At 40.2% G+C, this 23,144-nt stretch carries 24 protein-coding genes, 1 tRNA gene and 1 riboswitch; of the genes, 23 read left to right on the top strand and 2 right to left on the bottom strand.

Going from position 1 to position 23,144, the window contains the following annotated elements; all coding sequences use genetic code 11:
* The first annotated feature begins 49 nt into the window (after positions 1-49).
* The 19 genes from HOP45_RS11175 (at position 50) to HOP45_RS11090 (ending at position 16,160) form a co-directional block, all read left to right on the top strand.
* On the top strand, positions 50-484 hold the full coding sequence (locus HOP45_RS11175) for a hypothetical protein (protein ID WP_181349373.1): 435 nt from the start codon (positions 50-52) through the stop codon (positions 482-484).
* A gap of 9 nt (positions 485-493) precedes the next feature.
* Entirely contained in the window at positions 494-1,297 is an 804-nt protein-coding gene (locus HOP45_RS11170; protein WP_370458011.1) for a hypothetical protein, read from the top strand.
* A 2,000-nt stretch (positions 1,298-3,297) separates the two neighbouring features.
* Positions 3,298-3,531, top strand: coding sequence for a helix-turn-helix domain-containing protein (locus HOP45_RS11165; protein WP_181349371.1), 234 nt, complete (start codon positions 3,298-3,300; stop codon positions 3,529-3,531).
* A gap of 18 nt (positions 3,532-3,549) precedes the next feature.
* Entirely contained in the window at positions 3,550-4,596 is a 1,047-nt protein-coding gene (locus tag HOP45_RS11160) for a MarR family transcriptional regulator (RefSeq protein ID WP_181349370.1), read from the top strand.
* Entirely contained in the window at positions 4,597-4,908 is a 312-nt protein-coding gene (locus HOP45_RS11155; RefSeq protein WP_181349369.1) for a hypothetical protein, read from the top strand.
* 199 nt (positions 4,909-5,107) lie between these two features.
* Complete coding sequence (locus HOP45_RS11150) at positions 5,108-5,353, top strand: helix-turn-helix domain-containing protein (protein WP_181349368.1); 246 nt, start codon at positions 5,108-5,110, stop codon at positions 5,351-5,353.
* Positions 5,350-5,484, top strand: coding sequence for a hypothetical protein (locus tag HOP45_RS20720; RefSeq protein WP_255437606.1), 135 nt, complete (start codon positions 5,350-5,352; stop codon positions 5,482-5,484). Before HOP45_RS11150 ends, HOP45_RS20720 begins: the two co-directional genes overlap by 4 nt.
* On the top strand, positions 5,459-6,160 hold the full coding sequence (locus HOP45_RS11145; protein ID WP_181349367.1) for a hypothetical protein: 702 nt from the start codon (positions 5,459-5,461) through the stop codon (positions 6,158-6,160). Before HOP45_RS20720 ends, HOP45_RS11145 begins: the two co-directional genes overlap by 26 nt.
* A 3-nt stretch (positions 6,161-6,163) precedes the next feature.
* On the top strand, positions 6,164-6,421 hold the full coding sequence (locus HOP45_RS11140) for a hypothetical protein (protein ID WP_181349366.1): 258 nt from the start codon (positions 6,164-6,166) through the stop codon (positions 6,419-6,421).
* Positions 6,422-6,426: 5 nt separating this feature from the next.
* Positions 6,427-6,921 carry a phBC6A51 family helix-turn-helix protein gene (locus HOP45_RS11135; protein ID WP_181349365.1) on the top strand — a complete coding sequence of 165 codons (495 nt, stop codon included), beginning with the start codon at positions 6,427-6,429 and terminating at the stop codon, positions 6,919-6,921.
* A gap of 616 nt (positions 6,922-7,537) precedes the next feature.
* On the top strand, positions 7,538-7,792 hold the full coding sequence (locus HOP45_RS11130; protein ID WP_181349364.1) for a hypothetical protein: 255 nt from the start codon (positions 7,538-7,540) through the stop codon (positions 7,790-7,792).
* A 42-nt stretch (positions 7,793-7,834) separates the two neighbouring features.
* A complete protein-coding gene (locus tag HOP45_RS11125) occupies positions 7,835-10,474 on the top strand; it encodes a phage tail tape measure protein (protein ID WP_181349363.1) in 2,640 nt (879 codons plus the stop codon).
* A 56-nt stretch (positions 10,475-10,530) separates the two neighbouring features.
* A complete protein-coding gene (locus tag HOP45_RS11120) occupies positions 10,531-10,734 on the top strand; it encodes a hypothetical protein (RefSeq protein WP_181349362.1) in 204 nt (67 codons plus the stop codon).
* 98 nt (positions 10,735-10,832) lie between these two features.
* Complete coding sequence (locus HOP45_RS11115) at positions 10,833-12,425, top strand: hypothetical protein (protein WP_181349361.1); 1,593 nt, start codon at positions 10,833-10,835, stop codon at positions 12,423-12,425.
* 120 nt (positions 12,426-12,545) lie between these two features.
* On the top strand, positions 12,546-12,752 hold the full coding sequence (locus HOP45_RS11110; RefSeq protein ID WP_181349360.1) for a helix-turn-helix domain-containing protein: 207 nt from the start codon (positions 12,546-12,548) through the stop codon (positions 12,750-12,752).
* Between the two features lie 652 nt (positions 12,753-13,404).
* Entirely contained in the window at positions 13,405-14,121 is a 717-nt protein-coding gene (locus HOP45_RS11105; protein ID WP_181349359.1) for an AAA family ATPase, read from the top strand.
* 316 nt (positions 14,122-14,437) lie between these two features.
* Positions 14,438-14,725 carry a hypothetical protein gene (locus HOP45_RS11100; protein ID WP_181349358.1) on the top strand — a complete coding sequence of 96 codons (288 nt, stop codon included), beginning with the start codon at positions 14,438-14,440 and terminating at the stop codon, positions 14,723-14,725.
* Positions 14,726-14,852: 127 nt separating this feature from the next.
* Entirely contained in the window at positions 14,853-15,116 is a 264-nt protein-coding gene (locus HOP45_RS11095) for a metal-sensitive transcriptional regulator (RefSeq protein ID WP_181349357.1), read from the top strand.
* A 90-nt stretch (positions 15,117-15,206) separates the two neighbouring features.
* Positions 15,207-16,160, top strand: a complete 954-nt coding sequence (locus HOP45_RS11090) for a cation diffusion facilitator family transporter (RefSeq protein ID WP_181349356.1) — start codon at positions 15,207-15,209, stop codon at positions 16,158-16,160.
* Between the two features lie 429 nt (positions 16,161-16,589).
* Here HOP45_RS11090 and metC read toward each other — a convergent pair whose 3' ends face one another.
* Positions 16,590-17,768 (bottom strand): cystathionine beta-lyase, encoded by a 1,179-nt coding sequence (gene metC / locus HOP45_RS11085; RefSeq protein ID WP_181349355.1) that lies wholly within the window; start codon positions 17,766-17,768, stop codon positions 16,590-16,592.
* Positions 17,761-18,885 (bottom strand): methionine biosynthesis PLP-dependent protein, encoded by a 1,125-nt coding sequence (locus HOP45_RS11080; protein WP_181349354.1) that lies wholly within the window; start codon positions 18,883-18,885, stop codon positions 17,761-17,763. The genes metC and HOP45_RS11080 overlap by 8 nt, the downstream gene beginning before the upstream one ends.
* Positions 18,886-18,962: 77 nt before the next feature.
* Positions 18,963-19,070, bottom strand: a riboswitch (SAM riboswitch).
* Between the two features lie 217 nt (positions 19,071-19,287).
* Here HOP45_RS11080 and HOP45_RS11075 point away from each other — a divergent pair.
* From HOP45_RS11075 to queG, 4 genes are all read left to right on the top strand, one after another.
* Positions 19,288-19,668: a hypothetical protein gene (locus HOP45_RS11075; RefSeq protein WP_181349353.1), complete on the top strand. Its 381-nt coding sequence runs from the start codon at positions 19,288-19,290 to the stop codon at positions 19,666-19,668.
* A gap of 393 nt (positions 19,669-20,061) precedes the next feature.
* Positions 20,062-20,135, top strand: a tRNA-Gly gene (locus HOP45_RS11070).
* A gap of 113 nt (positions 20,136-20,248) precedes the next feature.
* The gene (locus tag HOP45_RS11065; RefSeq protein WP_181349352.1) at positions 20,249-21,958 is read left to right on the top strand and encodes an ABC-ATPase domain-containing protein; all 1,710 of its coding nucleotides are present in this window, start codon (positions 20,249-20,251) and stop codon (positions 21,956-21,958) included.
* Between the two features lie 20 nt (positions 21,959-21,978).
* Positions 21,979-23,109 carry a tRNA epoxyqueuosine(34) reductase QueG gene (queG, locus tag HOP45_RS11060; RefSeq protein ID WP_181349351.1) on the top strand — a complete coding sequence of 377 codons (1,131 nt, stop codon included), beginning with the start codon at positions 21,979-21,981 and terminating at the stop codon, positions 23,107-23,109.
* Positions 23,110-23,144 lie beyond the last annotated feature (35 nt).

Here is a 23,144-nt window from a genome sequence, read left to right as displayed (position 1 = left end):
AAATAACAACACAGTGATATAATAGGTGTATTACTATGGAGGTGATAGCGTGGAGGAAAATATCTCAATACCGACTGACAGTGAGGGGTATTATTCATTAGAATGTCCATATTGCAAGCAGAGATTTAAGGCATTGGGCGGTGATATAGACGCAGAGGACACTTTAGAACTATTCTGTCCTAGTTGTGGTCTTACGGATGATAGTAGTAATTTCATACCTGAAGCCGTTATTGAACATGCTCAAACGCTTGCTATGAACTACATGAAACAAGAAATTAATAAAACATTCAAGAAGTCAAAGCGGAGCATGAAAGGTTCTGGTCTTACTTTTGATTGTAAAAAGATGAAAGAGGAGCAACCCAAGGAATTAATCGAAGATGAGAATTTGGAGCAAGTTAAGCTTCATTGTTGTAACAAAACGATAAAGATACACGGAGACCAAACAAGAGATACAATTTATTGTCCATATTGTGGGGTGAATTAATTGAGCGAAGTGTTGACAGAGAAGGAATATGAAAAACTTTCAATTAGTTTCAGAAAATTAGCAAGTAGGTTTTTGAACTGTAACTTCCAAAATTACCATGAAAATTTGAAAAGGTTTCTTCTGTTTATTGAGGAATCACCTACGATTAATGAATTTATTAAAGAGAACAATGTTAAAGAGTTTGACATGGAAAAAGTATTTGAGAAAGAAGGTCATCATGTCCGATACGAATTGCCAATTCGAGAGTCCGAAGAAATTGCCTTCATTTATCAAATGCTGAATTATATCTCAGATAATGAACTTGACATTTTAGGTGTTTCATATGGTTATGGGAGTTCCACTAAGGTTCAAAATCATGTTGACGGTTTTAACAATCAAATTGTAAAACAGCTTGTTGACCATATTGTGACTTATTTAACGGAGGTGAAAATTGATTTGGGATATGATAAGAAATCGGGCACACATTTTTCTATCAATGAATTCAGGGGACAACTCAACCACGCAGAAAGTCAAGGACAAGTAACTGCTGAACAAACTTATAACGAGACACGGGTTGAAGGACTAGGAGAATTAGTTCAAAAATTTGTTGAAGAACTAAATCAGAGCAATGAGATTCCTGATCAAGAAAAAGAGGAAACCGTTGAGTTTTTAGAAGTAGCAGTTCAAGAAGCTGAAAGTGAGAACCCAAAGAAATCAATCATGAGAACCGCAATGGACAAGGTAAGAGGAGTAAACGAGTTAGCGAGTGCAGGAAGTAATTTGTTTAACCTTGGAAATCAGATAGTGAATACCTTGGGAGGAATAATTGGATAACACGGGGTTGGTTAGTATACCAATCCCCCTTGTCCTTGGTATAACAAAGCATGCTCGTTTGTTATATTAATCGTTGTTCCAGCATTGGTACAATAATACAAGTTATAATGTTAATCTGATCAGGTTTAGAGATTTGTTCAGAGAGGTAGTGTGTACTTGTAACTTTTATTGAGAAGGCATTGCCAATACTTGATTTTCATTAGAGATAACAATGAGTAGTATGGTGTAATTTTACACCTTTATATGCGTTGTTGTAGGCAATGTAAAGTAATCAAGGTACTCAAATACCGATAGGGGTATGTTAGAGAGGCTTGATTAAAATATTCTTTTACAAAGGGAAAGCACGATCATTGCATACCTGCATGGGTATATACCGTTGAACCTCAATGGTTAGATCATTGCACTTCTTTGTATTGACACAATGGTTGTTCGATTCCTTCACGTTGGAGAGAGCGGTGAACCGTGAGACCTTCAACCGCTCCACAAGTTTCTCCATGTATTTGGAACAATGTTGTTTTAAGGCGTTGAGGTTTCTTGAGAACTCTTGAACTATCCATGCCATTACTCCTTTTATTAGGAGATAACAACAAGGAATATTCAATGTGACATATACACCTTTTCACCGTGGGTATAAATGACAAATCCCTATAAATCAAGGGTTCTACACCATTGCATAAAACAATTGATTCTCATACATTTTGACTCAAGGAATAAAAACCACACCCCAACTTACTCTACCAAGGCTTACATGGTTTTGCCCATGACCAACACTAGTTTACATATGATATGTTATCGGAAGTTATTTTGTATTTTAATTCAAGTGCATACACAAGGGTTTTATTCACATTCATGAAAACATTGATATTATAACATGTGAATGTAACACTCTATCTATTGTGTTACTTTGAAGTAATTGATCACAAGTTATTGAGACTGAATTTCCTCATTCGCTCATAAATGGCTCAAATAAGACTCAAGTATTCAATGAATGGTATATCACTCGAAACACTACAAAGCTATTCAGTGAGGCTATATTTTACTCTCATGGCTATACAAAGGATTAATCAATGTTAAGTAAAATAACTTGACACCCCACCAACGGGGGACGGGGGTACCTGAACCACTGCAACTCCTGTCTAAAAAATACACAGTATAATTTCAAGTGGATTTTACATTGCAGGAATTGAGAAGCACACAATTGTCACAAGTGGATATGAAAACTGTTAAGAAAGATAAAAACATTAAAAGAACAAGTTCAAAGTCAAAAGAATGGCAATCGAAGATTGCGAGTTGCAAAGCAACTCAATTATTCCACAATGAGCAAATGAATAAATACCTTGTGAATTGAATACCACAGGGTATTTTTTGGGGAACCGTGTGTGGTGAGTTGACCAACTTGGGTAATCGGGTGTGGAGTCGCAAAAGTAACTATGATAAAAAAGGTGAAAATATTTGCTGAATTATCATAGGTATGATAAAAATTGACAAAATTTTAGCTAATTTATCATAGGTGTGAGAATTTGGCTAATTTTTTGAGCGAATTTATCAAGAGAATAATGTTTTAGACTCTTTAATAATTTTTAGACTTAAAATAATACTTAGACAGAAGAATCCACAAAGTTTAATTTAATTAATAAAAATAATTTCCACAAAAATAAATAAGTAACTGAATAAAGAAATTGAAGATTCGCAGATCATTGAATAAATACCTTGTGGAATAACTGGAATAAAGAACTTGCAAAGAATTGCGGAGCATTGAATAAATACTTTTGTGGAATCACTTAAATAAATAATTACTTGTGGAATCTTGAATAAAGATTATTATAGGGTTCCGCACCGCTCATTTTGTGAAAGGTTGTTAAACTACTCAACCAGCCACCTATTAGTATGAGAAGGAATAAACGTACACATTTCCCCATGTGTTTGGAGCACGGATTTTCCGTGTTCTTTTTATTTGGGGAGATAGTGTAATTAAATCTAACACAAAAGGAGATTTTTACATGATTCAATTTAATGTGGAGAAGTTGCAAATTTTAATGAATGAATTTGAGTTGAAAAAGACGGACGTTGCAAGGAGAACGGGATACACCATGAGTTATATTAGCATGGTTATGCAAGGTGAAAGAGATTTCACGGATAACCTACAAAGAAAATTAAATCTCATGTTTCAAGAGTTGACGGACGTTAAAAAGTTTGTGGAGAGAAATGAAAAAGCATTTTCAAAACTAGTCTAAAAAGGAGAATTCATTGAAATGGGGAAAACGGTACGAATTGAACAACATTGGGTTGAACCTTCAAACCCTGACCGCTTAAATGAAACAGAATTATATGTATTGGTGTATTTGCTGGAGCACATGAATTATCACGGGGAATACACGACTTCAATTGAGGTTCTTGGTGAATTGGTTCCCATTGTGAAGGACATTTACAAGAATAGAAAGCATATTGATAATGCCTTGGTGACATTACAAGAAAAAGGGTTGATCGACATTGAGGAATTTTCCAAGCGAGTTTTCAAGTTGACTTTCCACATTGATAAATCACAACACTATGACATTTTACCAAGGGAGGTTCTTGAAAAAGCGAATGTGGAGGAGTTTGCAATGTTCTCCTTTATTTACCGACACCAAAAGCACAATAAAACTTGTCGCTTGTCCTTCTCAAAAATTCGAACATTGACTGGAACCACGAATGGAACTGTACAAAGGATTGTGAAACGTCTTGAGGAACTTGGAGCCTTGGAAAAGGATTCTGGAAGTTACGTTGAAAGAGGTAAACAAGCGGATAATCAATATTATCTGAACCCTCAATATTTTGGAATTCAAGAATGGAATTATGAACACCCTCAACATTGTGTGAGACTTGCAGAGAGCCACACAGAACCACAAGAAAAACTCCCCAAGCCCAATACCCCTCAAGAGTCCTCAAAAGGCAGTAAAATACCCGAAAAGAGAGCATTGTTGAGAGACCCCAAAAACGGTGGCGCTTTTTACGAAGACGTTGCCTTGAAAGAATACAAACAAAAACAAGAAAAAAAGAAGGCTCATTCCGATAAACAGAAAGAACCTTCAAAAGAAGAAAATGAAAATGCAGAGAAGACCGAAAAAGCGCTGGATAGAATTACGGCAAGGGTCACAGATATTAAAAATGGTCTTCAACTAGCAGATTATATTGATATTCCCTTAGAAGAAGCAGAGGCTATTTTGCCTTGGTTAAAAGGAGAAGCCAAACGTTTGAATACTACGATCAGAGAACAAGCAGATTTTTATAAAAAAGTTAAAAAAGGAGAAGTGGTTTAAATGAACAAACCCCAAAAACCAAACAATCAACACGAAATGGAAATATATGAAATGAGGATGGAACAGTGGAGAAAAGAAGTTGACTCATACGGAGTCTCCAATGGAACTTATGAGGACATTGTTGGTGAGGTTATGGACGAATATCCTCAAAGTCAGTGGACAGAGAAAACACGTGAAAGTTTGCACGAATATGGCATTGAAGAAAGTAACGTATATGTGAAAAAAGATGGTGAACTTGTTGTTCTCCAAAAGCCATATACCAACAAAGAAATTGATTCCGTGAAACGAATTCTTGATAGGTTTTCTTATTAAGAATAACAATTTGTAGGTTATATTGTGACAGTTGTAAAAGAGATAAGGCAGTAACCTATAAGTGTAGAGGAACTTCACTCCTTATACAAAAGTGAAGAAACAGGCAAGAGGTCTTCCTTTATGGAGGGCTTCTTTATTTTGACCACAATGTAGGTGAAATCACATACATTCATCATCATTTAAAGGAGTTGGAAAAACAGTGGAAAGAAAGCTGACCAAGGCAGAATTTAAGGCTATTCGTCTTGTATTATCGTTTACGCAACCTGACTTTGCAGAACTACTTGGCATTTCAGTGGCTCACGTGTCTCGTACTGAAGAAGTGAATAGTAAACACCAATATGCAGTAAGTAAAAGACTGGATGAAACAGTGAAGGAAACATTGGAACGACTATATTTAGACCTTGAGGACATTCTGGAGATCGCAAAAAGGAGAGGGATATTGTGAAAATGCTTTATACACTAATGAAATTATATTGGCAAGCTCGCGATTCTGAAGAAAAACGTCAAGTTGCATTACTGACAAAAGAATTTATGGAAAAGGAGATTCAAAATGAAACAAAAATCAAGAATGACTGAAATAGTTGAGAAAATAGAGCATTTGGAAAATACAATTTTTGATCTAAGCAATCAGAAAAACATGACAAAGTCTAAGGCTCAAGAGAAAAGACGAGAACGCTATGATCTAACTAGAAAAGACTTCGCTAAAAACAGGACTGAAATAAGCAATATAAACCAAGAGGAATCATCTTTGTGGAGTGACGTGAAATCATTGCAAGAGGTGATTGATGAACTGGAAAGTGAGAAGGCACAGTTTATTCAGGAGTCCCTTCAAGAAGCGGTTCAACTAAGACGTGAGCAGATGAATAAATCACGTGAATACATGGAGAAAAAGGAGAGGGATATTTTGAAAATGAAATTTGATTATCTTGTGGAACTTGAGCAAAAAATCTATCAAGCACGGAGCCATGTTGACCGACAATTGGAGGATTTCAACGAATTCATTCTACAACACGGCAATGCCAAATCAGTGGGTGCCAGTGAATACAAAGAAAAGAGTGGACGCTATCTCCTTGATACGGGATATGGACGTAAAGATTTACCCGGTTATTTTGTGAGTGGGGATGACTATATGGAACTGTTCTCACGTCAACAAGATTTTGGTTTTCTACTTTATAAAGAATTTGGTGAAATTGAAGCCGATCAAAAAACGGCTCAAAAACGTTACCGTGAGATCAAAAGAAAGGAGAAATAAACAATGAAATCAATTTATGAGTTACTCTCGGAAGGTTATGGAGAGGACGTAAAACAAAACGAAGGTAAGCCTGTTCAATATGAATATGAGGAAGAAAAAACTGTACTGGATGATGAAGACAAACAACTTCTTAAAATGGAAGAAGACGGGGAGCCTTTGAGTGCCATGCTTCAAATGAGAATCGGGTTCCTAAAGCGGAAGATTGCAGAAGAAGAAGGCAAGGATGATGACCACGGTAATCCTGACAACGTGGGAGGGTAAGAATAGTGCAATATACGAAGCCATTTAAACATGATGATACGTTACCCGAACTCTATGAAATCCACGAACAACTTGAGCAATATGAAAATATAGACCTCACTTCTCCCCAATTTGACCTCTCCCATAGAGACCGCATGATTTGTTTACTTCACACTGTGAAAGACATGACAGGGATGACTAACCAAGAAATCGCTGAACAGTTTGGTCTTCAGAGGAGTCGACTTTACAAGATAACCAAGAAACCTGAAGCAAAACGATTTATTGAACACATTAACGAACAATTGTTTGCTGAATTGTTTCAGGATACCGTGAGGGAGTTACGTTCTATTTTGAAAACCTCTCATTCGGAGGGTAACAAAGTCAAGGTCGCTGAGATGATCTTAAAATCAAGGGGTATGTTCAAGGAACAACATGAACTTACTGTTAAGCAAGAAGAAACTTATGACGTTGAAGCAAAACGTAAAGAGATTATTGATATGGACATTGATTCATTAGAATAAATAAAGGAGTGAATCTCAAATGTTACCAGTAATTTGCCTGTTGTTACTGATCGTGTCGAGTCAATCCCGAAATGAAGCGGTTGACTCTTTTTTATTGGATAAAATCATGCAAAGGAGTTACCAATGAGACATTTCATGACCACGGTTGAACCATTTTCGGACGATATTCACGTGTTTGAACTTGATTCACCATGTAAGGCTGAATCTATGAGAATTGTGGATGAATCTTGTACGACTCAGAGTCACACCTTATTCATTGACAAGCAATATTTCAGTAATATGAACGCTTCAAGGCAAACGCTTGTGTTCAGGGAACCCGTTCAAATAAAGAAGTGTTTCTCATTCAAATTCCGTAACAAGAACCCTTGGAGTGCACAAGTAAGGATTGAAGTCATGGAGAGTGATTCTCATTAAAAATAAAAATCTTCTTGTTTTGGATTGCACGTTTCATACCTTGGAGATTGAATTGTTTAAGTCCGTAAATAACCCCAAAAATAGTTACACGATTGACATTCAATTTATTGATCGTGATAACAATGACCTTTACTCATTCGATCTTAATGACAATATGAATCAAAGAGCCATTTTGTATAGGACGTATGAGGAGTTAGAAGGAGTGACGGTTGGAGAACTTGCAGAAGACCTGAAGAAAGAGTTCAAGGAAGCTGAAAAAATTGAGGAAGATATAACAAACAAGTGGATACGTTCAGATGACTATTTGTTTCGGTATGTGTGCTCAAGAGCATTTCAATATTACGAAATGGGTTATTTTGTTTCCATGATTCCTCAATATATCAAGTGTAAGCAAGGAACTACAGAAAAGTTTTTAAGATACTGTCGAGATAATTATGAACGAGTCCTTCAATTATGAGGACTCTTTTTTTTGTATTAAATAAAAAGGAAGGTGGAAACAATGGCGAGTTTATCGGAATTAATGGTGTCTGTTGGCGCTGATATATCAGACTTTACCCGTGGAATGAAAAAAGTTGACAAGGACATACAAGGTGCCGGAAAAACCTTTGGCAAAATGGGAAAGTCAATGTCTAGTGCAGGAAAAGCCATGACTGCTTCAATTACTGCTCCACTTATGGGGATTGGTGTTACTGCCGTAACCATAGGAGCGACATTTGACAAACAAATGTCTAATGTGGCAGCGGTCACGGGAGCAACTGGAAAAGAGTTCGATTCCATGAGGTCTCTTGCAAGGGATTTAGGATCAACCACAATGTTTTCTGCAAAGGAGGCAAGTACAGGTATGGAGATGTTGGGGAGAGCAGGTTGGAGCACACAGGAGATCATGAGTGGTCTTCCTAGTGTATTGAACCTTGCAACTGCAAGTAACACTGACCTAGCTACAACGGCAGATATTGCTTCAAATATTATGAGTGGATTTGGCATTGAAGCAAACAAGGCAGGAAAAATGGCAGACGTGCTTGCTAAAACAACGGCTACGGCAAACACAGACATGAGCCAGTTAGGGGACGCAATGAAGTATGTTGCTCCCGTTGCTTCAGGTATGGGTTGGAGCATTGAGGAAACGGCTTCAGCTATTGGTAAAATGTCTGACGCTGGTATTCAAGGCTCACAAGCTGGAACTGCCTTACGTGGTGGACTAACCAAGTTAGCAAATCCAAGTAAAGAAGCAAGGTCACTTATGGATAAGTTAAGTATCAGTGTTTTTGACGCACAAGGCAATATGAAATCAATGCCTGAAGTTCTCAAGAGTATTGAACAGGGAACCAAAGGCATGACCGATAAGCAAAAGGCACAGACTCTTGCAACAATGTTTGGTCAAGAAGCTATGTCGGGATGGCAGGTACTACTTGATCAGGGTTCAGAGAAAATGAGTAATTACACGGGAGAGTTAAAGAAATCAAAAGGTCAAACCAGTGAAATGGCAAAAGTCATGAGCGACAATGCTCATGGAGCCTTCAAGAAATTAGGAAGCGCATTGAGCGAGTCTGCAATATCTATTTCAGACGTATTGACTCCTGCCATACGCAAGATTACAGACGGAATCACTTCCCTCACAAACAAATTCAACGCATTATCCCCCTCAACAAAGACTGCAATAACTATTCTTGCAGGACTAACCGCAATGTTACCTCCATTATTAATGTTCATTGGTTTTATTGCTCAAGGTGTAGGAGCATTGGTTACAGTGTTTGGAATGGTGAGTGCTCCTGTATTAGCAATTGTTGCAGGTATCGCTTTACTTGTCGCAGGTTTAGCAATTGCTTATGCAAAGATTGAACCATTCAGGGAGATTGTAAACAGAACATTCACACAAGCGAAAGAATTGATTGTTCAAGCAATAAACACAATTGTCACGTTCTTACGTGAAAAACTTGCTCAAATAAAGCAATTTTGGAAGGAGAACGGTGAAAGTATCCTCCAAGCAATAAAGAATGTTTGGAACGCTATCTCTCCAATTGTGAACATTGCTTTGAAGGCAACATTGGCTATTGTTAAATATATTTGGAATTCAATCAAAGGCGTAATTGACGGGGCACTCAATATAATCATGGGACTCATAAAAACATTTGCAGGTCTTTTCACAGGTGACTTTTCAAAAATGTGGGAAGGTATTAAACAATTGTTTGGAGGAGCAATCAAGTTTGTTTGGAACCTCATGAACTTGAGTTTTGTGGGAGCAATCCGAAAACTTGTAGTCAACTTTGTCAAAACAATTGTAAAACTTATTAAAGGAAAATGGGATTCAATCAGGCTTGCTTTCAGTTACGGGAAAGACAAAGTTGTTTCTCTCATGGATAATATGTGGGCATTGATTAAAGTCATTGTCTCTAAACTGAAAAATGGTGTCATTAATTCCATTAAAGCCTTGTGGAATACAACAAAAGGAATTTTCAACTCCATGAAGTCCGGTGTATCCAATATCTTCAATGGCATTAAGTCAACCGCTTCAAGTGTTTGGAATGGAATAAAAAGCACGGTCACAAAAGTTGCAAGTTCCTTGTGGAATGGTATCAAGACAACGTTTAACACAATGAAATCAACTATTAGGACTATCTTCAATGGTATCAAATCCACGGCTTCAACCGTGTGGAACGGTATTAAGAAAGCAATCACCTCACCAATTGAATCTGCTAAAAAGACAGTGTTGGGGATTATCGACAAGATCAAAAATGCCTTTAATCTCATGAAGATCAAGATTCCTAAGCCAAAATTACCGAGTATTAGCGTAACTAAGAAGAAGGGAATCATGGGAATTCCTTACCCTGACTTCAATGTGAATTGGAACGCAAAGGGAGCCATTTTCAACGGTGCGTCTGTTCTTGGTGGTGGTCAAGGTGTTGGTGAAGCTGGAGCGGAAGCCGTCCTTCCAATCCAACACAAGCGTTATATGAAACCATTTGCAAGTGCGGTTGCTGACAACATGGAGTCTATGAAGGAACAGGGTGAAGGCAAGGTTGAGCAGAACTTTCACTTTGCAGAAGGAGCGTTTGTTGTACGTGAGGAAGCAGATATTGACCGCATTGCTAGGAAATTGCTTGCCAAGCAAAAACGAACAAACCGATGGGGAGGAAGGTAAATAACAGGGGAGTCACAATGTGGCTCTCTTTATTTTAAAAAGGAGTGGAGTGAAGCATGAAGAAATCAAAGGTAAAACAAGCATTGCAACAAGATATAATGAAACACGAAGAAGTACGGGATTTTATTGTGATGAAAGCCACAGATAAAAAGGTGATTCTCAAAGTTTTTCACGTGAATGGGCAATGGTTCACGTCACAATATAAGGTTGTAGAAGACACCCTTGTATTCGATAAACATTTGAAAATGTTTTTAAATTAATACCAAGACTCCATTTATTTGGAGTCATTTTTTTTTTTGTGGCAAGAACCTAGGTAATAAGATACAATTTCAACAAAGGAAGAATTTGGGGGAATAGAATGCTTGATATAAAAAACCCACATACTCGTAAAAGATTAAGTATTAAAGAAAAGTTTGATATAAAATTCACTAACTTTATTTTGCCCTATATTGAAAAAATTGAAATTGATGAAAATGGGAATACAAAATCCAAATATATCCCTAAGGCGTTAGGTTGGGCAAGAAGTATTGTTGACGGGTGGGGAACGAGGAAGTGGGCAAGCACTAACCCAATTGGTGTTGAGTTGGATTTGCTTTCACTATATGTAGCTGAATATATTCCTATTGAAAATGTAGATGAATTGAACAAAGGGCTTAAGAAACTAATGAAGAAGTATCCAATGAGTCACCAATATGGGCAGGTTGGTAGATTGAATGAATTTTGTAATGCAGTAAAACAAAGTATTCACGGTGGACGATGGAGTGATTTTGGTTATATTGAATTTGGAGAAGAAGACACACTGTCTGATTTTGTGAAAAGCGTACATATTCATGGAACACACTTGTCTTCATCTTCAATAATATTACAATTTGTTATATCTCCTTCAGATAAATTTTTACACGAACATAAGACATTAATTGAGAGGGATATAGATGATAGAAGGACATTCAACTCTTTTTTGAAGAAACCTTTTAAGTTTTGGGGAGGTCAAGAAATTCCGTCTGAGATTGTAAAGAATCAAATGCTTGAAGATCAAATGTTGGAACTGAAATGGAGAACAATGAATAAGATCAGTAAGTATTTTGATTTGTACTTTACAAAAAATAATTTGATACCTCCGGGAATCGAAGTTTACAAATTAGATCAGCCTTCTTGTATATATAAGCCTACAGAAGAAGAAAAGATGAGTAGATTTTGGCATTCGGTTGGATTAGATGATTTCCTGTATGATATATCCAAAGATGGGTGCTGGAATTTGTTTTCAGGTAACAGGGTGGATCGTAGTATTGATAGTACATTAAAGGTAACGTGTAATTCTTTTATTAGTAGAATGCATATGTATTACTCATTAGATTTTCAAATAGTTCATATGTTAGAAGAATTTACTAAGAAAATGCTTCCTATAATGGTAATGCGAGAGTATGCTTTGGAAACAGGAAAGAAAGTTTCAATTCAACAAAGCAATACATTTTCTTCCATTAAAAAGGAGAACCCTAAATATAAAAAATTAATAAAAATAAGGCTTGATTTGGAGCGGGATATTCAACTCCTCAAAAGATTTAAAAATGAAATTGGAGAAAATTACTTTGAAAGAGTAAAGGAAAGACTTTTAGAAATGACCGAATTTGAACCTTCAAGACCAAGGATTTCAAATGGCGAGACTGAAACTGAACTTATTGTTGATAATACGAGTGAATTAGTTGATAAAACATATGACCACTCACTAAACTTTGCCAAAATAATTGACGATACTTCTAAGTTGTTGGAGATAAAAACCAATAATTCATTGAGAAAAATTTCAATCTCCCTCACCGTAACTACTGTAGTGATTTCAATATTTGCAACTGTTATTGCTGGGGTTTCATTTTACCTTCAATTGGATAGTGAAAAACAAGATAAAATAAATGATTTCTTCAGTCCACTAATAAACTTGGTGACCTATTTCTTTTAATAAAAGTGCAACACAGGGCTTCTCTCACCATAGAGGGAAGTCCACTCTTAAATAACGTATTGCCGGATTGACGTTAAAGTGTTATATTTACTTCAATTAAAATTGGAGGGAGTAATATGAATGAAGTTGAAATTTAACCTTGAAGAAATCATGAAGGAGCACGGTGTTACTGGAACACAGGTCGCAGAGGAAACGGGTTTGAGACCCCAAACTGTCTCGGAGTTGCGTAGAAATATAAGAGAAAACATACACAAAGAGCACATTGCCACTCTTATGAACTACTTTGGTGAGTATGATATTGATAAATGGTTCACGATTGAACAATAATGCTTGGAGGATTGAAAACACCATGAAGGTCACTGTAAGGACTCAAGGAACCCTCAATGTAGAGAAGCTGGTGGAGGTATTGTTAAAATCTAAATACATTCAAAAAGGTAAACACTAAGGGAACCCATTCATTGAGGTTCCATTTTTTTTTATTCAATGGCTTCCTAATTGATCGTTGACAATGTTGTTATTTTCAATGTAATATAACCATTATCAATTAATCGTATGAGTTGGTTCTACATGAGGGAGCCAAACCTTTGGTTATATAACCATTCAACAATATTAGTTTTCAAGCACGACTCAAAATCGTGTTCCTTCGGGAGTGTCGGTTCGAACCCGACCACCGGTACTAATAAGACGCATGAGGACGGTATCTAGCGAGGCTAGGTATCGTCCTTTTTGCGTTTAACGCAACGAGAAATGGTAGTGTACTTGGAATGTGGATCATCTTCATATCGTACTACCATCGTTTAAATCACATTTATCATCATTTGCCCCCCTAATATCATCACATCTCGTCATAATACCGTCGGTTCGCAAACCATTACCATCGCTCCATTGAACTTTATCATCGCTTTGAGCTATCCCCAATCCGTAGGAGCTTCAAAATATGATACGATAAGTATTTAGAAATCAGATCTGAGGTGAGCGCGTGTTTTTAAGACGAATAAAGTTGCTGCATGATCATGTTCCGTCGTATAAGCAGTATCCTTTCTCTATCCCTTCAATTAACAGTCTCCATGAATTAGAACTAAGGAGTAATGTTACCTTTTTTGTTGGAGAGAATGGCTCGGGAAAATCGACGTTGTTGGAGGCTATTGCTGATAAATGTGATTTTAATACGGCTGGCGGGGGCAGGAATAATTATTATGAGGTTGATGCTTCTGAAGCTGCGCTTGGGGATTATATCAGGCTTTCCTGGCTTCCTAAGGTGACGAATGGTTTCTTTCTGAGGGCTGAGTCGTTTTTTAATTTTGCTTCTCACATCGATACGGTTGGTGCCAATGATGCCTACGGAGGGCGTTCGTTGCATGAGCAGTCGCATGGGGAGTCTTTTTTGTCTCTTTTTTCGAATCGGTTCAAGGGCAGGGCTATTTATTTATTGGATGAACCGGAGGCTGCTTTATCGCCGCAGCGGCAGCTTTCGTTCTTAAGAATTTTACGTGATTTGGATGTTTCGGGTGAGTGTCAGTTCATTATTGCTACGCATTCTCCTATCTTGTTAGGATATCCTGATGCGACGATCTTAAGTTTTGATAATGATTCGATCGGTGAAATCGATTATGAGATGACGGACCATTATCAAATTACCCGCTACTTTTTAGAGAATCGGGACTCATTTTTGCGAGAGCTTTTTGAAGACGAGTGATTTCTGATTACTCTTTTGTCCTCTCAAAATGGTGCAAATACCATGTAACTCACTTCGATTAACCCCACCTGATTGTGAATATAGAATTTAAATTTTCCTTCCCCTACAACGCTTCAGTTCCTAGGCGGTTATTCCCCTTTTAGTTGCACGGATTCCAGATAAAGTTGCTTGCAATTCCCATTAAGTTAAAGCCAAACTGCCACAATTGAACAAGAAAACAGAGAGACTGCTTATAAAACGGGCTGTAGCGAAAGTGAAACATACTCTAAAGGTTATCCGTAAAGGTAAGCACACTAAAGAGCAGGAGGCCACTGAAATGGACGGAATCATCAGTATCGTCGTTATTGTGCTCATTGTTTTCGGTTTTACCAGACTGTTGGGTTATAAAAAAGGCAATATAATAGTTGATTTAGATCAGCGGTTTAAAACCTTCAATCGTGAGTACGTACAGGCGATCACACATGCATTAGAAAAGCAGGGACTTACCGTTGATTATTTAGGCGACCGTTACTTTGAAATAGATGGGAAAACGTATCTATATACCGAATTAAATTGGGGATTCTTGCAGCGCTCAATATTAAAACCGAGAAAACAAAGTGGCTAACTAAGCTATTTAGTTGCTGCCCCCTCCTAATATTGGTAAGATTTAATATAAACGGATGCCTGTACAGGTATTATGCTTTATTCGTAGTGGGTAAAATATGAACTGAATGTGTGAGGAGGAACTATCAATGGATTATAATGATCAAATGAAAAATAGAGTCAAACGGATTGAAGGTCAGCTGCGCGGAATCCTTAAGATGATGGAAGAGGAAAAGGATTGTAAAGATGTGGTCACGCAGCTGTCAGCAACGCGTACGGCACTCGATCGCACCATCGGCGTCGTTGTCAGTTCGAACTTGGTTGAATGCGTGCGGGAAGCTGAAGAAAATGAGGATCAGGATACGGAAGAAATCGTTCAGGAAGCTGTAAGTCTATTGGTGAAAAGCCGTTAACGAATAACTGCATATAAAATGAGATTAATTTCGCCTGATTATGCACACTATATACGTAGTATATGACTTATCGTAAGGGCGGAATGTAATATGTCCTATTTGAAATTGCTAAAACAAGGCAATAAATCATCTGGCATAGCGGCACTGGGAAATACTATTTTAGCGATCATCAAAGGAATAGCAGCAGCGGTTAGCGGAAGCGGAGCCATGTTTGCTACGACCATCCACTCCATCGCGGATGCCACCAACCAGGGTCTCGTTTTTTTTGGCAGTGCACTCGCTGAAAAAGAGCCGACAGACCGATTTCCATCCGGATTCGGTCGCGTGGTGAACCTGTTTGTACTGTTGGCGGTCATTGTTATTACAATCATGGCCTATGAAACGATTTTAAAAGGGTGGCACGTTATACAGGAGCCTGAAGCTTCGTCGAATTTTTGGCTGAACGTTGCTATTCTAATTATTGCTTTTTTGGTTGATGGCTATGTTCTTATTAAAGTTATGAAGGAAATTCGGGAGGAAAGCGGAGGAAGTACAGCTGACGGGAACCTCTTTACAGGAGCGTTTAAAAATGTCAGCCTTGCTGCGCCTCCAACGCGCCTGGTGTTTTATGAAGATATCATTGCGACTTTTGGGGCTCTTTTAGCCTTGCTTGCAGTGGTATTATCTCATTACACAGGGATGTATATGCTTGATGGTGTCGGGACCATTTTGATCGGTCTGCTGCTCATCGGGATTGCGATAAAAATCGGTTATGAAAATACGATCGGCTTAATTGGTGTGGCGGCTCCTAAGGTGATTGAAGACCGGGTGGCTGAGATCCTGCTTCAGCACGACAGTGTTGTTGATATTAAGAAGCTGCGCATTCTTCAGGAAGGCCGGGAATATCACGTGGAGAGTTATATCGAGTTAGTACAGGGTCTCACTCTGGCGGAAGCTGATGATATTAAGTACGCTGTGCGCGACAGCGTTTTAGCAGATTCCGATATATCCGACGTGACGTTAGGCATCATTGAAAGCGATGAAGAACAATCTTGGGAACTATAACCAAAAGCGTAGGGAGCTCAATCATTTTTGAGCTCCCTACGCTTGATTTATGATTGCTCCGCTTATATTGAAATAGCATTAAACCATGTTTGACAGCGTTTGGTGGGCCGGGAAATCACTCGCTTTCCTGCGGGGAACCGGCCAGCCTCCTCGCTCGCTTCGCTCCCTGTGGGGTCTAGCCGAGCCCCTTCTCCCGCGGGAGTCTCGCAATTTCCCGGCCCTCCTTACGATAAAGAGAGGAACGGAAACTCGTATTTCAGGATCTTAGTTTCTGTTAGACAGCTATTGTACAAGCTTGACATTGAGCAGTTTAGGCAAAAAACAAAAGCCTCTCTGCTCATGAAGATCGTATCACGTTCCCAACCACCCCTGACTCTTTATACGGCAACGAAACCCGGTATTCTCGCAATAAAGTTATCATTTGGCCACTTACGCCGAGTCAGAAGCGGCACAGGCGGCAGCCGTTACCTGTAAAGCTTGATCTAAGTCAGCCTTCAGTTCCTCCGCCTGTTCTAACCCGACCGATAGACGCAAGAGTCCTTTTGTAATGCCCCGTTGGTCACATTGGTCGTCCGGCATCGCCCCGTGTGACATCCTGCGCGGATAGGAGAGGATTGATTCGACAGCTCCGAGACTTACGGCAAAGACGGGAATTTGCATCGAATCAACAAACTGTTCAATCGCCTCAGCATGTTTGATTTCAAACGAAAGCACAGCGCCCCCGTTGGCCGCTTGTTTGGCTTGAACAGCATAATAGTCATTGCTCGCAAGACCAGGGTAGTAAACACGTTCAATCAAGGGATGCTGGTCTAAAAACTCAGCAAGCTGGTAAGTCGTCTCTACGGATTGGCGTAATCTGGCATGAAGCGTTTTGATGCCGCGCATGACCAGCCAACAGTCTTGCGGCCCAAGTATAGCGCCGCATGAATTTTGGAGAAAGCCGATCTGTTCTGCCAGCTGTTCATTATTGACCACGACAAGCCCGGCTACGACATCGCTATGACCCGCCAGAAATTTCGTAGCGCTGTGAATGACGACATCTACACCTTCATGTAAAGGCTGCTGCAATAACGGCGTGAGGAAGGTATTATCGATCAATGTTAAACAGTCGTTCTGTTTCGCCAATCCCGTTACAGCACGGATGTCGGTTACTTTGAGTAAGGGATTGGAAGGCGTTTCAATAAACACAGCTTTTGTATTTGGTTGAAACGATTGCTCAACCTCCTCCAAGTTGGTCATATCGACGAAAGTGTGCTCAATACCGAAACGAGACAGGACCTCTGTGACAAATCGGTACGTCCCGCCGTATACATCCTCTGTAATGAGCAGGTGGTCTCCGCTTGATAACAGCATGAGGGAGGTAGAGACAGCCGCCATCCCTGAGGAAAATGCAAATCCGTGTGAACCCCCTTCTAATTCCGCAATCGTCGTTTCCAATGCGTCCCGCGTCGGGTTTCCTGAACGGGCATAATCATACTGACCGAACTGGGTGAAATCATGCTGATGAAACGTAGAAGCATGCTGGATAGGGACACTTACCCCATTTGAGGCTTTATCTACGGAGTACGCGTTATGCAGCAGTTTGGTTTGGGTAGAAAAATCAGACATGATGGTTAACCTCCTCAACAGCTTGCTCTAAAGCGTGTTTTAAATCTTCAATCAGATCATCTTCGTGTTCGATGCCAACGGATAAACGCAAGAGACGGTTGCACACCCCGTAGCTCGCCCGTACCTCTTCTGGAATATCCATGTGAGTTTGCGTGGCAGGGTACGTAATGAAGGACTCGACCCCGCCCAGGCTTTCTGAGAACGAAATCAATTTAACGTATTTTAAAACAACCGGTGCAAACGCCTCTTCACGTACGCGGAAGGACAGCATGCCGCCCCGGCCGGGATAAAAAACATCCGTAATTAATGGGTGGTTTTCCAAGAATGAGACGACAGATTTAGCATTTCGTTCATGCTGTCTCATTCTCAGGGCTAATGTTTTCATCCCTCTCATCAATAGCCAACTGTCAAAGGGGGAAAGGACAGCGCCGCCTGCATTCTGTTCAGCTCGTAACAGTTCTGCCGTCTCACTGTTATTCGTAACGGCCAGCCCTGCCAGGACATCGTTATGCCCTCCTAAATATTTGGTGGCACTATGAATGACAATGTCAGCGCCCGTCTCGATTGGACGTTGAAGGTAGGGGGTGAAAAATGTGTTATCCACGATCAGCAAAAGGTTATGCTGTTGGGTCATCTCTGCAAACGCCTTGATATCGACTTGTGACATTAACGGGTTAGTGGGGGTCTCGATGAATACACCTTTTGTGCGTTCTGTTATCTTTTCTTTGAAATCCTCAGGGTCCTGGCTGTTCACGTAAGTGAAGCTGAGCCCGAATTTTTGAAAGTGTTGTTCAAAGAGGCGATAAGAACCACCGTAGACGTCCTGGATCACGATGAATTCATCACCAGGTGTGAAAATCGAGAAAACGGCTTGGATAGCAGCCATACCGGAGCTGAATGCAAAGCCGTCTGTTCCCTTTTCCAAATCGGCAATGGATTGTTCCAACGCACAGCGTGTGGGATTGGCCGTTCGGATATAATCATAACCGGTTGATTCTCCGACGCCTGGATGTCGATAGGCAGTTGATAAATGAATGGGTGAATTGATACACCCCGTTTCCGTATCGCTTTGGTTTCCTGTTTGAGCTAACTTTGATTCTACATGTAGACGACACATCATATCGTCCCCCTTTTATATGAAAATAAAAAAAGCCCTTCCGAAGAAGAGCTTGGTTAATATGCCTGGGCTGCTTCTTCTTATCTTTCAAGCGAAAAAACCGCTTGCTGGAGTTAGCACCTTACCGCGCGGGCTGGTTGCTGAAGCTTCGAAGGGCCAGATCCCTCAGCTTCTCGAAATAAGAAAGATAGTTATGTGATTTGGTTTAATGGTAACAATACAACATCAGCGGAGCTTGTGCAACAGTTTTTTAAGAAAGTATTGTAATTTTTAGATAATATCATTTTTGGAGACTAACTCTACCTATATTTGAAGCCATTAAGAAAGCTTGAACTTGATCCTTAGGTTCGATACTGTAAATAGAGGCATAATATCTCATTATTGATAGAGTGGAGGGGCAGCATGGGAATATTTATTGGAGTGTTAGGGATCATCATTGCTTTAGGGGTAGCAGGGCTCGCTTTTCAGCGTAATCAACACGTAGATGATGCCCCCATTACAGTCGATTATGATCAGTACAGGAGAGAGGCGAGTAGTACAGCTAAAAGAAACCAGACAGCCATGCTTCTGCGTGTCTTTGGAGTCGTCGGCATCGTTATTTTCGTATTGTTAGGTGTGGCTATGATGAGGGATGCTATTGTTTATGCGGGGCTGATGGTCATATTCTTCGGTATAGTCGTATGTTTTCTGCTGGTTGGGTTAAGTGAAATCATTCTGATACTGGATAAGCGATTACAACCCAATTCGGAGGAATTAAGCGATGAGGGCAAGCATAATCATTAATATAGCCTATCCATTTTTTTGTGCGAGAAGGTATAGAACATGTGTATAAAAGATAGAATGTAAGAATAATATTAAAATTTCGCTAAAAAACGTTAAAATTTTGTTGTCATGATAAAACTAGCTTGTTATAATGAAACACATGATTTGAATTTATTATGACAGGTGCTCAGATGTAGCATGTAATTAGGCTGTAATTCATTGAAACAGTTGGCTTTTAACGTTCAACTAACTATAAAAATGCGGGTGTAGTTTAGTGGTAAAACCTCAGCCACGAGCAATGCTTCCACCGAATCGACTGCGAGTTGCCTCGACGGATACACATCCCTGAAATAGCTTGCAGAGGAAGAGGCATGACGGGGTAATGCTCAACAGGGCTAATGAAACTATCATAATGCGGGTGTAGTTTAGTGGTAAAACCTCAGCCTTCCAAGCTGATGTCGTGGGTTCGATTCCCATCACCCGCTCCATTCATGTGAACCAACGCAGTGTTTCGTTAAGGTGGTAACGAAGCATTGCGTTTTTTATGCGCCTAAAATGGATAAACCCTAGAAGAAACTATTTTTGATAGGAGAGATCCAAAGTGAAACAACTACAACAAACATTACGTCAAATTGACGGGGAGAGTTATAAAGGATATAAACAAATTGCAGGGCAATATTCCTTTCAACAGCATCAGCTTTTGATTGATTATGTGCAAGGGGACCCCTTTGCAGCGCCATCCAAAATACGCATTAAGGTGCCTCATCGTAACCGGAACATAAAAACGGAGTGGGTCCAGAATCGGAATCGAAAAATTTATGCCGAAGACGTCCTGGCACGTTACGTGGCAAAGGCTATTGCTAAGCAGAATTCGGATGTGAAAGGTTCCGGTAAAAGTGGCATGATTGCCATTGATGGTCCGGGCCAGGAAATTCTTGAGCGGACCGCAGTCGAATTGACGACTGAAGATATAACCGTATGTTTATCTGTCGGATTACCAGCGAATGGACGCCGCATCAATGGAAAGCAGGCAGAGAACTTATTTTTCCAGGCTGTTCCTGAGGTGATCAATCAGTCTGTATTTTCCATCACGGATCAAACCATTGATGAAACGATCCAACTGGCTGATCAACATGAAGCCATTCAGGAAGCGATGGAAGCGAACGGTTGGATTTCGTTTGTGGCCGACGGTTCAATTTTACCGCGGCAAAGCGGGATCAGTGAACGACCTATGAAAAATGCGATTGCATTCGAAAGCCCTGAGGCTAACCGTGTCACAGTCGATATTCCCCATCGCCAGGAGCCCTTAACAGGCATGGCGCTTCATAAAGGGATTATATTGATTGTCGGTGGTGGGTATCATGGTAAAAGTACCCTGTTGAATGCTATCGAACGTGGGGTGTATCCTCATGTTAAAGGGGACGGGCGAGAGTATGTCCTGACAGATCCGAATGCGGTAAAAGTTCGGGCAGAAGATGGACGCCAGGTTTCCCACGTCAATATTTCACCGTTTATTAAAAATTTACCTCACGGCGCTGATACGACGAAGTTTTCAACGGAAAATGCGAGTGGCAGTACGTCACAAGCGGCCAATGTTGTGGAAGCTTTAGAAGCAGGAGCAGGAACGCTGTTGATTGATGAAGATACGAGTGCTACAAACTTTATGATTCGCGACGAACGGATGCAGGAATTGGTCGTGAAAGAAAAAGAACCGATTACACCGTTCATTGACAAAGTGAAACAAATGAAGCAGGAACTTGATGTGTCGACTGTTCTAGTTATGGGCGGATCTGGCGATTATTTTGACGCTGCCGATGAAGTGATTATGCTGGACCAGTATCTACCTTTTAACGTAACAGCTCGTGCTAAAGAAATTGCCGCAAAACATCCTTATCACCGTGAAGTTGAAACCGATGCGTCGTTTGGTCAAGTGCCGAAACGCGCTTTTCTGCAAGGCAGTCTTCAAACACAGCAGGGCAAAAAGTCCAAGGTTCAAGCGAAAGGCCGTGCCACCATCGTCATGGGCAGAACGGATATTTCGCTGCATTATGTTGAACAACTGGTTGATGCTTCCCAAACACGCATGATAGCTGATATCATCCATCATATGGAGAAAAACGGCTGGCTTAAGTTGGAGGAGCCTGTTCATGCATTACTCGATAAGATCGAAAACGCGTTTAACGATAAAGGGATTGCAGTGTTTGCTCCATTTAAGAATCAGCATCCTGGAGATCTCGCCAGACCACGTCGTTTTGAAATCGCAGCGGCATTGAATCGGATGCGCACAGCCAAGGTGAAAGACTTAAGTTAAACAGAAAGGAGGGGTGCAAGGTGGATTATCATCAACTGAAAGAAGATGTCATCGCCTACAGTAAAGAAATCGGTATTGATAAAATCGGGTTTGCCTCTGTCGACATGTTCAGTGAGTTGAAAGCCAGATTAAAGCGTCAACAAGATTTAGGCTACCAGTCTGGTTTTGAAAAAGGCAGCGTGAAAGAACGAACCGAACCTGATCAATTACTGCCAGAAGCGCAGTCTATCATATCGATCGCCCTTGCCTACCCTTCAAAAATGAAAGATGCTCCCAAGAGCACCCGGCAGGAACCGAGAGGGATTTTTTGCCGTGCTTCCTGGGGAGAAGATTATCATAATGTATTAAGGCATAAGTTGAACCAGCTGATGGAATATTTAGAAGCGAAACGCCCTGATCTTCGCTATAAGTCGATGGTTGATACAGGAGAGCTTTCTGACCGTGCGGTTGCCGAGCGGGCGGGCATCGGATTCAGTGGTAAAAATTGTGCTATTATCACCCCGGAATATGGCTCCTACGTGTATCTAGGTGAAATGGTGACGAATATTCCGTTTGCACCGGATGAACCAGTTGATGACAGTTGCGGGGATTGCAATATTTGCGTGGATGCCTGCCCGACAGGAGCCCTCGTCCAAGGCGGACAGTTGAATGCGCAGCGCTGCATAGCGTTTCTCACGCAAACGAAAGGATTCCTAGAAGATGAATTTAGAACACCGATTGGCAACCGGCTGTATGGCTGTGATACATGCCAGACGGTTTGTCCAAAAAACCGCAAAAAAGACTTTCATCTTCATGAAGAATTCGAACCTGATCCTGAACGCGTCAAACCGAAACTTAAGCCTTTACTTTCCATTTCCAATCGTGAATTTAAAGAAAAATTTGGCGCCATGGCAGGCTCCTGGCGTGGAAAGAAACCGATTCAGCGTAACGCAATTCTTGCGCTCGCACATTATAAAGATGAAACGGCTGTAAGTGAATTGATTCGTCTGATGAACGAAGACCCCCGGCCCGTTATACGTGGTACGGCTGCTTTTGCGTTAGGCAAAATTGGAACGAAAGATGGACGTAAAGCGATCGAAAGTGCAAAACATGTCGAAGAAGATAGCCAAGTTTTGGTGGAAATGGAAAAAGGTTTAAATTATGATAGATAATGAGAATTAGACCTTTTATTTCAGGAAGGCCTCTT

Source organism: Thalassobacillus sp. CUG 92003, assembly GCF_013618635.1.
Classification (GTDB): domain Bacteria; phylum Bacillota; class Bacilli; order Bacillales; family Halobacillaceae; genus CUG-92003.
Note: the sequence above shows the minus strand (reverse complement) of the source record. Positions and strands in the feature narration are given on the sequence as shown.